This window comes from Halosaccharopolyspora lacisalsi, from assembly GCF_014137975.1.
Taxonomy (GTDB): domain Bacteria; phylum Actinomycetota; class Actinomycetes; order Mycobacteriales; family Pseudonocardiaceae; genus Halosaccharopolyspora; species Halosaccharopolyspora lacisalsi.
Genome location: NZ_JACGWZ010000004.1, coordinates 515,029 through 526,536 on the forward strand (window position 1 = coordinate 515,029; position 11,508 = coordinate 526,536).

Below are 11,508 nucleotides of genomic sequence, written 5' to 3' on the forward strand. Positions count from 1 at the left end.
GGTGCCTTCCGTGAAGGCTCGCGGGGTTGGCTGATGGAGGTCGTGTGATCAAGCTGGATCGGTTGGTCAACGTCCTCGGTGAGTACGGGGCGCGGTTGTACTGCGCTGCCGGGGCCCGGCGGACCGAGCTGCGCGGTGTCGCACTGCACGACCCCTCCGAGACCGTGGGCGGCGTCGACGACGTGCTGCTGGCCGTGGGCATCGAGTCCTCGGAGTCGGCGCGGTCCCTGCTCCACGTCACCCGTGCCACCGTGGTCGTGTTCCGCCTCTCCGAGATGACCGAGCGGATCCTGAGTGCTGCGCGGGACAGGTCGGTCGCGGTCGTGGTCGTCGATCCGGCCGTGTCCTGGGGGCAACTCGCGGGGGTCGTGTACGGGCTCGTGCTGGAAGGCCGCGAGACCGAGGCGGGACGTGGCCCCACGGACCTGTTCGTGCTGGCCGACTCGTTGGCGGAGTCGGTGGCCGGACCCGTCACGATCGAGGACCACCAGTCCGGTGTGCTGGCGTACTCGAGCAGTCAGGAGGCGTCGGACCCCGCTCGGTTGCGAACGATCCTCGGTCGGCGGGTCCCGGAGGGAATCCGGCGCGAGTTGTCGGATCGGCGCGTGTTCGCGCACCTCGCTTCCTCGGACGAGCCCCTGTTCGTGGGACCGCTGTCCGACGACGGGATCGCCGGACGAGTGGTCATCGCCGTTCGGGCGGGCCGGGAGCTGCTGGGGTCGATCTGGGTGGAGACTCCGACACCGCTCGCCCCGAAGCACGAGGCGGCTCTGATCGAGGGTGCACGGACCGTGGCGCTGCACATGCTCCGTTCCCGGGCGAGCGCCGATCTGGAGCGTCAGGTCGAGTCGGACCTCGTGATCGGACTGTTGGAAGGCACCGTGGACGCACCCACGGTGCTCAGCAGGTTGGGGCTGCGCGGTAGCCGGTTCCGAGTGGTGGTGGTGCAGGCCCGCACCGATGGTGAGCAGGGGGCTGCCGTGCTGTTGGCCTTCGAGCGGGCCACCACCGGTTTCGGTTGGGCTCGTCCGGGGCGGAGCGCGCTGTTCGCGAACGCGGTGTACACGGTGCTGTCGAGCGACGAGGACACCACGAGCGCCTACGAATGGATTCGCTCCCTGACCAGGGAGATGCCCGAGGACGTTGGAGTCCTCGCCGGAGTCGGTGGTCTCGCGGGACCGTTCCAGGTTTCGGCGAGTCGCCGGGAAGCGGACGAAAGCCTCGCGGTGCACGCGGACGACCCGGCGCGGGGGCTCGCTGTGGGGTACGACGACGCCTGGCACGAGATCCTGCTCCGTCGGTTGCGCAATGCCGCCTCGGCCGGGCGTGAGCCGACACGCGGCCCTGTCGTCGAACTCCGCCGGCACGACGCCGAGCGCGGTACTCGCTACGTCGCGACCCTGCGTGCGTGGCTGGAGTGCCAGGGAGACCTGGGCGACGCCGCCTCCCGTCTCGACGTGCATCCGAACACCGTGCGCTACCGGATGCGAAAGATGGCCGAACTGACGCCGCTGGATCTGGACGATCCGGACAAGCGTCTCGCGATGATCATCTCATTGGCCGCGAGCGACCCGTCCGAGTGACGCGATCGTGGATTCGTTCCAACGCGGCGGGCTTGTTTTGTGCGGATCCGACAGACGCTCCGAGCGGGAACGGACTCATGCTGGGCCCAGTCGACGAGAATCGTGGAGGCGAGCATGCGTGCGGACGGCAGCGACGGAGTGCCCGAGAGGGTGGTGGTGGTCGGCGCGGGGATCGTGGGGTTGTCGACCGCCTGGTTCCTGCAGGAGCACGGCACCGAGGTGACGGTGCTGGATCGCGAGGGTGTCGCAGCGGGGTCCTCGTGGGGCAATGCGGGCTACCTCTCCCCCGGACTGTCGGTCCCGCTGCCGGAGCCCGCCGTGCTCCGCTACGGCTTGCGTTCCCTGCTGGACCGCGACGCCCCGCTGTACGTCCCTCCCGCGATCGATCCGGGGCTGTGGTCGTTCCTGGTGAAGTTCGCCCGACGATGCACCCAGCGGACGTGGGACCGGTCGATGCGCTCGTTCGTCCCGATGAACTCGGACTGCCTGGAGGCCTTCGACGCCCTGACGGCGGGCGGTGTGCGGGCGACCACGACCCGCGCCCCCATCACGGCCGCGTTCGAGAAGGGTGCGCAGGTTTCGGACCTGCGCAGGGAGGTCGATCACATCCGGCAGTCGGGCCAGGAGCTCGACGTCACGGAGATGAGTCCGGCCGAGGCCGGGATCCCCCAGCTCTCCTCGCGGATCGAGGCCGTGCTGCGGTTGGAGGAGCAGCGCTACGTCGACCCCGGTGAGTTCGTGCGGGCGCTCGCCCGTTCGGTCGAGGAACGGGGCGGTGAGATCCGCGGCGGTTTCACCGCCGAGGAAGTGCGCAGGTCCGAGGGCCGGGTGATCGTTCGGTCCGAGGAGGGCGAGCACGTTTCGGCGGAGGCTCTCGTCGTGGCGACCGGTTCGTGGCTCGGGCGCCTGGCGGGGCCGCTCGGTGTTCGCACCCGGGTTCAGGCGGGGCGCGGCTACTCCTTCACCGTCCCGACGGAGCACCCGGTACCGGGGCCGATCTATCTGCCCACGGTCCGGGTGGCCTGCACGCCGTACCAGGGCGGACTGCGAGTCGCGGGAACCATGGAGTTCCGTGAAGCGGATGCGCCTCTGGACCGGAGGCGCATCGAGGCGGTCGTTCGCTCGGCGCGGCCACTGCTCGACGGCGTCTCCTGGCAGGACCGCCACGACGAGTGGGTCGGACCGCGGCCGGTGACGCCGGACGGGCTGCCGTTGATCGGAGGGTCGAACACGCCCGGGGTGTTCATCGCCGTTGGGCACGGCATGTGGGGCTTGACGCTCGGTCCGCTGACCGGCCAGCTGCTGACCGAGCAGATCGTGTCGGGAAAGCGGCCCGACGCCCTGCGTCCGTTCGATCCGCTGCGATGAGCGAGGCGGACGACGGCGCGAGCCGGTGCTCCGGGGCGGAGTGGGAGGAACTGGACCGGCTTCGCAGGGAGAACCGGTTGCTGCGGGTCGAGAACGAGATGCTGACGCGCATCGCCACCGAGTACGCGCTGGAGCGTCGCGACGGTGTCGGCCGGACCGGGCCGGGGTGGTCCTCATGAGCTCGGGGCACGAAGGCCTGTCCTCTAGAGGTGCCGCGCGTATCTCCAGATGGCCTGCGACGGCATCGGATCTCGAGCGGTTCGACACGTACCTCGGTTTGGAACAGGGCGCGTCGGTGATCGAGTCCTGTGACGCGCTCGTGCTCAACGGCCGGCGCGGATCGTGGCTTGTGCGGGAGCACCCCTGCATGATCAAGGTCGGGGGGCAGGGTACGTAAGCGACTGCCCCGTCAGGACGCGTTGCGTGCGGCGAACCCGGTGAAGCTGTGGACGGTCGTCGGATCGCGACTCGCCGCCGATTGAGCAGGTGAACGAGTGAGGCCCGGCTGCTCGGACCGAGCGGCCGGGCCTTTTTGATCTTGCGCGGAGCACCTCGAACGTTAGCACTGTCGGTTACACAAAAATTCACTTAGTAGTGACGTCGTGTGGCCCGCTCGGCCGCTTGATTGATATTGCATGTTGGTGCATAATCATCCATATGACGGTACGAGTTGCGGTCGCCGGGGCGAGCGGTTATGCGGGCGGGGAGCTGCTGCGCTTGCTGCTGTCCCATCCCGAGGTGGAAGTCGGGGCGCTGACGGCCGGTGGGAACGCGGGCAGCACGTTGGGGGAACATCACCCGAACCTGCTGCCGCTGGCCGATCGCGTGCTGGCCGAGACCTCCGTGGGCGAGCTCTCCGGCCACGACGTGGTGTTCCTGGCCCTGCCGCACGGACACTCCGGGGCGATCGCGGCCGAGCTGACCGACAGCGTCGTCATCGACTGCGGCGCCGACCATCGGCTCAACGACCCCGCGGACTGGCACCACTGGTACGGCGGTGAGCACCCGGGCACCTGGCCCTACGGCGTCCCCGAACTGCCCGGTGGGCGCGAGAAGCTGCGCGAGGCGACCCGAGTCGCCGTGCCCGGTTGTTTCCCGACCGTGTCGTCACTGGCGATGGCTCCGGCGTTGGCCGCCGGACTCGTCGACCCCGACGTGGTGGTCGTGGCCATGACCGGCACTTCGGGCGCCGGCCGGGCGCTCAAGCCGCATCTGCTGTCGGCCGAGGTGATGGGGTCGGCGAGCGTGTACGGCGTGGGGGGCGCTCACCGTCACACCCCCGAGATGATCCAGAACCTCTCCGCGGCGGCGGACGAGTCGGTGGCGGTGTCCTTCACACCGGTGCTGGCCCCCATGGCTCGGGGCATCCTGGCGACTTGCAGTGCACCGCTGCGCGACGATGTCGACGCGCGGACCGCTCACGAGGCTTACCTGGACGCCTACGCCGACGAACCCTTCGTGCACGTGCTGCCCGAGGGGGTCTGGCCGCAGACCTCGGCCACTCTGGGGGCCAACACCGTGCACCTCCAGGTCACCGTCGACGCCGAAGCCGGCCGACTGGTCGCGGTGGGAGCCGAGGACAACCTCACCAAGGGCACCGCCGGCGGCGCCCTCCAGTGCATGAACCTCGCGCTCGGTCTGACGGAGACCACCGGGCTGCCGACCGCGGGGGTCGCTCCATGACGGGACTGACCGTGCGTTGGCACGACGAACAGCTGGCGGTGGGGCTGGTGCCGAGCTCGGCGGCACCGGTCGAGCTCGGAGAAGCCCCCATCAGGGCGCGCCTGAGCACGGCGGAGGGTGACACGATCGTGTTCGCCTACCGCGCCACCATCGACGTCGAGACGCGCACCGGAGCGGACCTCCACATCGAGGGACCGTTTCGTGCTCTGGAGGTCCAGGGGCCGCTGGACTTCTCACTCACGGGCATCCTGGCGAGCCTGCTGGCCCCGTTGGCCGAGGCGGAGATCAGCGTGTTCACGCTCTCCACCTTCGACACCGACTGGGTGCTCGTCCCCGCCGCGCTGACCGGCGCGGCGACCAGTGCACTGACCGCGGCCGGGCACACCGTCAGCGCGGGTGCCGAGTACGAGGAGTCTCAATGAGCGTGACCGGCCCCGCCGGTTTCCGGGCCGCGGGAGTGCCCGCGGGAATCAAGGCCGGGGATGCCCGTGACCTGGCGCTGATCGTCAACGACGGGCCGCACGACAGCGCGGCGGGCGTGTTCACGACCAACAAGGTCCGCGCCGCCCCGGTGTTGTGGTCGCAGCAGGTCCTGCACGAACGCAGGCTTCGCGCCGTGGTGCTCAACTCCGGTGGAGCCAACGCCTGCACGGGGCCGGAAGGCTTCCAGGACACTCATGCCACGGCGGAGCGGGTCGGCGAGGCGCTGGGCATCGGCGCGATCGGCGTGGCGGTGTGCTCGACGGGGCTGATCGGTCAACGGTTGCCGATGGAGGCCGTTCTCCCCGGCGTGGACAAGGCGGCAGCGGCCCTGGAGGGGAGCGAGCAGGCGGCCACCGATGCCGCGACGGCGGTGTTGACCACCGACAGCCTCCCCAAGCAGGCACAGGCCACGCATCCCGACGGATGGTCGATCGGTGGTCTCGTCAAGGGCGCGGGGATGCTCGCGCCGAACCTCGCCACGATGCTCGGTGTCCTCACCACCGACGCCGTGATCGACGGGGACGCGCTCGACGCCGCCCTGCGCCGCGCGAGCCGGACCACCTTCGACCGGATCGACGTCGACGGCGGCACCTCCACCAACGACACCGTGCTGGTGCTGGCTTCCGGTGCTTCCGGGGTGTCGCCCTCCCACGAGGAGTTCGCCGAACTGCTCACCACCGTCAGCGGTGACCTCGTGCGCCGGCTCCAGCACGACGCCGAGGGCGCGACGAAGGCCGTCGACATCACGGTGCGGGGAGCGGTCAGCGAGGACGACGCGGTACGCATCGGCCGTGTCGTGGCCGAGGACAACCTGGTCTCCACGGCGCTGTTCGGCTCGGACCCGAACTGGGGCCGCATCGCGATGGCGCTGGGCAGGACACCGGCCGAGGTCGACGTCGGCAAGGCCGAGATCGCGGTCAACGGAGTCACCCTCTACGCCGGCGGTACGCCAGTGGCCGAGCGGGACTCGGTCGACCTCTCCGGGCGTGACGTCGAGATCCTGATCGACCTGCACCTCGGTGAGCACACGGCGACGATCCTGACCACCGACCTGTCCCACGACTACGTCGAAGAGAACAGCGCCTACTCGTCATGACCACGCATCCCCCCACCGACGACAGGATCGCCACCGCCGCCGAGAAAGCGGGTGTGCTGACCGAGGCCCTGCCGTGGCTCGAACGGTTCCACGGCGCCACGGTCGTGATCAAGTACGGCGGCAACGCGATGACCGACGACACCCTCAAGCGGGCCTTCGCCGAGGACATGGTGTTCCTGCGGCTGGCCGGGCTGCGCCCGGTCGTCGTGCACGGCGGTGGTCCCCAGATCACCACCATGCTCGACCGCCTGGGCATGGAGGGGGAGTTCCGCGGCGGACTGCGGGTGACCTCTCCCGATGTGATGGACGTCGTGCGCATGGTCCTGGTCGGCCAGGTCGGCCGCGAACTCGTCGGGCTGATCAACCAGCACGGTCCGCACGCGGTGGGGATGTCCGGTGAGGACGCGCACCTGTTCACGGCGGCACGCCGTGGCGCTGTGGTCGACGGCGAAGAAGTGGACGTGGGGCTGGTCGGTGACGTCGCCTCGGTGAATCCGGAGGCCGTCCTCGACCTGATCGGTGCGGGACGGATCCCGGTCGTTTCCACGGTGGCCCCGGACGCCGACGGAGTGGTGCACAACGTCAACGCCGACACGGCGGCCGGTGCCCTGGCGGTCGCGCTCGAAGCGGAGAAACTCGTGGTCCTCACCGACGTCGAGGGCCTCTACACAGACTGGCCCGACCGGAGTTCCCTGGTCCCGCGCCTGGACGCCGACCGGCTGGAACGGCTGCTGCCCGGGCTCGCCTCCGGCATGGTCCCGAAGATGGAGGCCTGCCTCCGGGCCGTCCGCGGTGGAGTCCCGCGGGCCCACGTGATCGACGGCAGGCTCGCCCACTCGGTCCTGCTCGAAGTCTTCACCAGTGCCGGTGTCGGCACGATGGTCACGCCCTCCGGCGCCGCGACCGAGGAAAGGAACGAGGACTGATGACGGAGCACGACGAGAGCCGGGCGACGCGGCGCTGGCAAACGTCCATGATGGACAACTACGGCACGCCGAACCTGACGCTGACCGAGGGATCGGGCTGCGAGGTCACCGACGACGCGGGAAACACCTACCTGGATCTGCTGGGGGGCATCGCGGTGAACTCCCTCGGCCACGCCCATCCGGCGGTGACCGAGGCGGTCTCCGAGCAGGTCACCCGTCTCGGGCACGTGTCGAACTTCTACGCCCACGAGCCCGGCCTGCGACTGGCCGAGGAGCTGCTGGACCTGGCGGGGGCCACGGGGCAGGGGCGCGTGCTGTTCTGCAACTCCGGAGGTGAGGCCAACGAGGCCGCCTTCAAGATCGCTCGACTGACCGGGCGCGGCAAGGTGGTCGCCACCGACGGTGGTTTCCACGGGCGCACGATGGGAGCTCTGGCTCTGACGGGCCAGCCGGGCAAGCAGGCTCCGTTCGAACCACTGCCAGCCGGGGTCACCCACGTGCCCTACGGCGACGTGGCGGCGCTGGAGCGCGAGGTCGACGACGACACGGCCGCGTTGTTCCTCGAACCCGTTCAGGGCGAGAACGGCATCGTCCCCGCCCCCGACGGGTACCTGCAGGCGGCCAGGGAGATCGCCACACGACGCGGCGCGCTGCTGGTCGTCGACGAGGTGCAGACCGGCGTCGGACGCACCGGCAGCTGGTTCGCCTTCCAGCGCAGCGGGATCCTGCCGGACGTGATCACGCTGGCCAAGGGGCTCGGCGGCGGCCTGCCGATCGGGGCGTGCCTCGGCATCGGCGAGGCGGGCACGCTGCTGGGCCCGGGCCAGCACGGCACCACCTTCGGTGGCAACCCGATCTCCTGCGCCGCGGCGCAGGCGGTGCTGCGCACGATCGCCTCGGAGGGGTTGCTCGACCACGTCGACGGCCTCGGCAAGGAGATCGCCGACGGCGTCCGCGGGCTGAACCACCCGCTGGTCTCCGAGGTGCGCGGGGCCGGACTGCTCATCGGGGTCCAGCTCGCGAGCCCGGTGGCCGCCCAGGTCACCGCGGCCGCCCGGCAGGCCGGTTACCTGATCAACCCGGTACAGCCGGACACCCTCCGGATCGCCCCTCCACTCATCCTGACTTCGCAGCAGGCCAGGCGGTTCCTGACCGACCTGCCCGAGCTGCTGTCTTCGGCCCACAGCGAGGTGATCGCGTAATGGTGCGCCATTTTCTGCGTGACGACGACCTGACTCCCGACGAACAGACCGAGATCCTCGACCTGGCCGAGAAGTTCAAGAAGGACCCACTCGGCTCGGAGGCACTGGCCGGGCCGAAGTCTGTGGCCGTCATCTTCGAGAAGAACTCGACCCGCACCCGGCTGTCCTTCGAGGTCGGAATCCGCCAGCTCGGCGGGCACCCGGTCGTCGTCGACAGCCGCATGATGCAGCTCGGCCGCGAGGAGACCATCGGGGACACGGGCAGGATGTTGTGCCGCTACGTCGACGTGGTCGTGTGGCGGACCTTCGGACAGGACCGGCTCGACTCGATGTCGTCGACCTCGACGGTCCCCGTCGTCAACGCGCTGACCGACGAGTTCCACCCCTGTCAGGTGCTCGCCGACCTGCAGACGGTGCGCGAACGGCACGGGAAGTTGGCCGGCCTGACGCTGACCTACCTGGGAGACGGTGCCAACAACATGGCCCACTCCCTGCTCATCGGCGGGGCCACGGCCGGAATGCACGTTCGCATCGGTGCCCCGGAGGGATTCTCGCCCGCACCGTGGGTGCTGGAAGCGGCCGGGAACCGGGCGAGCGAGACCGGCGGTTCGGTCGCGGTGCACCACCAGCCGCGGGCCGCGGTCGACGGCGCCGACGTGCTCGTCACCGACTCGTGGACCTCGATGGGCCAGGAGAACGACGGCAAGGACAGGGTGAGCCCGTTCCAGCCGTTCCAGCTCGACTCCGAGCTGCTGGCCGCGACCGGCACGTCCACGACCAGCGTGCTGCACTGCCTTCCCGCCCACCGTGGCTGGGAGATCACCGACGAGGTGCTGGACGGTCCGTCCAGCGCGGTGTTCGACGAAGCCGAGAACCGGTTGCACGCGCAGAAGGCCCTCCTCGCGTGGTTGGTGAAACGACGATGACGACGAGAGTCGCGCGCCAGGCCCGCATCGTCGAGCTCGTGTCCTCGAAGAACATCCGCAGCCAAACGGAGCTGGCGAAGCTGTTGTCCGACGAGGGCATCGAGAGCACTCAGGCGACCCTGTCCCGAGACCTCGACGAGCTGGGCGCAGTGAAACTGCGAGGTGCCGACGGTGGCGCGGCCGTCTACGTCATTCCCGAGGACGGCGTCCCCGTGCCGGGTGTGCAGGGCGGCACCTCGCGACTGAGCCGACTGCTGAGTGAACTGCTGGTCAGCGCCGACGGGTCCGGGAACACCACCGTGCTGCGGACACCGCCGGGAGCGGCCCAGTTCCTGGCGAGCGCCATCGACCGCTCGGCGCTGCCGGAGGCGGTCGGGTCCATCGCCGGTGACGACACCGTGATGGTCCTGGCCCGTGAGCCGCTGACCGGCCGGGGCCTGGCGGAGCAGTTCACCGCGATGGCTTCCGGTGAGTCCCGGGAGTTACCCCACGACTCCGATGGGGCCCACTCAATTTTCCGACAAGACTTCAAGGAGCAAGATCATGAGTGAACGGGTCGTACTGGCCTACTCCGGTGGCCTGGACACCTCCGTGGCCATCGGTTGGATCGCCGAGGAAACCGGCGCCGAGGTCATCGCAGTGGCGGTGGACGTCGGCCAGGGCGGCGAAGACCTGGACACCGTGCGCAAGCGGGCACTGGAGTGCGGCGCGGTGGAAGCCGTCGTCGCCGACGCGCGCGAGGAGTACGCCTCCCAGTACTGCCTTCCCGCCCTGCAGGCGAACGCGTTGTACATGGACCGCTACCCGCTGGTCTCCGCGCTGTCGCGGCCGCTGATCGCCAAGCACCTCACCGACGCGGCGAAGGAGCACGGCGCCACCACCGTGTCGCACGGTTGCACCGGCAAGGGCAACGACCAGGTGCGTTTCGAGGTCGGCATCGGTGCGCTGGACCCGGAACTCAAGGTCATGGCACCGGTCCGGGACTTCGCCTGGACCAGGGAGAAGGCCATCTCCTGGGCCGAGGGCCGCGGGCTGCCGATCGACGTGAACAAGAAGTCGCCCTACTCGATCGACCAGAACGTCTGGGGTCGGGCGGTGGAGACCGGCTTCCTGGAGGACATCTGGAACGCCCCGGTCGAGGACGTCTACTCCTACACGGCCGATCCCGCCGTGCCCCGTGACGCCGACGAACTGGTCATCACCTTCGACAAGGGCGTTCCGGTGGCCATCGACGGCGAGACCGTGACGATGCTCCAGGCCATCGAGCAGCTCAACCGGCGTGCGGGCGCCCAGGGGGTCGGCCGGTTGGACATGGTCGAGGACCGGCTGGTCGGCATCAAGAGCCGTGAGATCTACGAGGCCCCCGGAGCGCTGGCGCTGATCAACGCCCACCAGGAGCTGGAGGACGTGACCCTGGAGCGCGACCTGGCGCGGTTCAAGCGCACGGTCGGCCAGCGCTGGGGCGAACTGGTCTACGACGGCCTGTGGTTCTCCCCGCTCAAGAAGTCCCTCGACGCGTTCGTCGCCGATTCCCAGCAGCACGTCAGCGGTGACATCCGGATGACGCTGCAGGGGGGCCGGGCCGTGGTGACCGGAAGGCACAGCGAGCAGTCGCTGTACGACTTCAACCTCGCCACCTACGACGAGGGCGACACCTTCGACCAGGGCATGGCCAAGGGATTCGTGCAGTTGTGGGGCCTTCCCAGCAAGATCGCCGCCAAGCGCGAGCAGCGCGGCTGAGCCCACGGGGTGGGCGGTTCTCGTCAGAACCGCCCACCCCGCTCGACAGTGTCAGCAGAACCACACGAGCGAAGGAATCCCGTGACGCAGCGCGACGGTCACTCCGGCGAACCGACCAAGCTCTGGGGCGGCCGATTCGCCTCCGGCCCCTCCGAGGCGATGGCCGCACTGAGCCTGTCCACCCACTTCGACTGGCGGCTGGCCCCCTACGACATCGCGGCCTCCCGCGCGCACGCCCGTGTGCTGCACCGTGCCGGGCTGCTCACCGAAACCGAGCTCGAGCGGATGCTGGAGGGGTTGGAAACCCTCCACGACGACGTCGAGTCCGGGGAATTCCAGCCCGTGATCGACGACGAGGACGTGCACACCGCGCTGGAACGCGGACTGCTGGAGCGAGCGGGCACCGAGCTCGGTGGCAAGCTGCGAGCCGGAAGGTCCCGCAACGACCAGGTCGCGACGCAGATGCGGATGTGGCTGCGTGACGCCACCCGGCGTGTCGTC

12 protein-coding genes are annotated in these 11,508 nt (G+C 69.7%); all 12 read left to right on the forward strand.

The genetic code is table 11. From position 1 onward, the window contains the following. Positions 1 to 44 precede the first annotated feature (44 nt). Entirely contained in the window at positions 45 to 1,583 is a 1,539-nt protein-coding gene (locus FHX42_RS16545) for a PucR family transcriptional regulator (RefSeq protein ID WP_182545269.1), read from the forward strand. Between the two features lie 114 nt (positions 1,584 to 1,697). Further along, positions 1,698 to 2,951, forward strand: coding sequence for an NAD(P)/FAD-dependent oxidoreductase (locus FHX42_RS16550; RefSeq protein ID WP_182545270.1), 1,254 nt, complete (start codon positions 1,698 to 1,700; stop codon positions 2,949 to 2,951). Beyond that, positions 2,948 to 3,130 (forward strand): hypothetical protein, encoded by a 183-nt coding sequence (locus tag FHX42_RS16555; RefSeq protein ID WP_182545271.1) that lies wholly within the window; start codon positions 2,948 to 2,950, stop codon positions 3,128 to 3,130. Before FHX42_RS16550 ends, FHX42_RS16555 begins: the two co-directional genes overlap by 4 nt. 478 nt (positions 3,131 to 3,608) lie before the next feature. Continuing rightward, positions 3,609 to 4,634, forward strand: coding sequence for an N-acetyl-gamma-glutamyl-phosphate reductase (argC, locus tag FHX42_RS16560; RefSeq protein ID WP_182545272.1), 1,026 nt, complete (start codon positions 3,609 to 3,611; stop codon positions 4,632 to 4,634). Then, entirely contained in the window at positions 4,631 to 5,056 is a 426-nt protein-coding gene (locus FHX42_RS16565; RefSeq protein ID WP_182545273.1) for an ACT domain-containing protein, read from the forward strand. Before argC ends, FHX42_RS16565 begins: the two co-directional genes overlap by 4 nt. Further along, positions 5,053 to 6,213, forward strand: coding sequence for a bifunctional glutamate N-acetyltransferase/amino-acid acetyltransferase ArgJ (argJ, locus tag FHX42_RS16570; RefSeq protein ID WP_182545274.1), 1,161 nt, complete (start codon positions 5,053 to 5,055; stop codon positions 6,211 to 6,213). The genes FHX42_RS16565 and argJ overlap by 4 nt, the downstream gene beginning before the upstream one ends. Further along, complete coding sequence (argB, locus tag FHX42_RS16575) at positions 6,210 to 7,139, forward strand: acetylglutamate kinase (RefSeq protein ID WP_182545275.1); 930 nt, start codon at positions 6,210 to 6,212, stop codon at positions 7,137 to 7,139. The genes argJ and argB overlap by 4 nt, the downstream gene beginning before the upstream one ends. After that, positions 7,139 to 8,341 carry an acetylornithine transaminase gene (locus tag FHX42_RS16580; RefSeq protein WP_182545276.1) on the forward strand — a complete coding sequence of 401 codons (1,203 nt, stop codon included), beginning with the start codon at positions 7,139 to 7,141 and terminating at the stop codon, positions 8,339 to 8,341. Before argB ends, FHX42_RS16580 begins: the two co-directional genes overlap by 1 nt. Next, positions 8,341 to 9,267, forward strand: coding sequence for an ornithine carbamoyltransferase (argF, locus tag FHX42_RS16585; protein ID WP_182545277.1), 927 nt, complete (start codon positions 8,341 to 8,343; stop codon positions 9,265 to 9,267). The genes FHX42_RS16580 and argF overlap by 1 nt, the downstream gene beginning before the upstream one ends. Continuing rightward, positions 9,264 to 9,818, forward strand: coding sequence for an arginine repressor (locus FHX42_RS16590; RefSeq protein ID WP_182545278.1), 555 nt, complete (start codon positions 9,264 to 9,266; stop codon positions 9,816 to 9,818). Before argF ends, FHX42_RS16590 begins: the two co-directional genes overlap by 4 nt. Then, positions 9,811 to 11,007, forward strand: coding sequence for an argininosuccinate synthase (locus FHX42_RS16595; RefSeq protein ID WP_182545279.1), 1,197 nt, complete (start codon positions 9,811 to 9,813; stop codon positions 11,005 to 11,007). The genes FHX42_RS16590 and FHX42_RS16595 overlap by 8 nt, the downstream gene beginning before the upstream one ends. Before the next feature lie 81 nt (positions 11,008 to 11,088). Next, the coding region (locus tag FHX42_RS16600) for a lyase family protein (protein WP_328796250.1) at positions 11,089 to 11,508 on the forward strand (420 nt) is incomplete at its 3' end.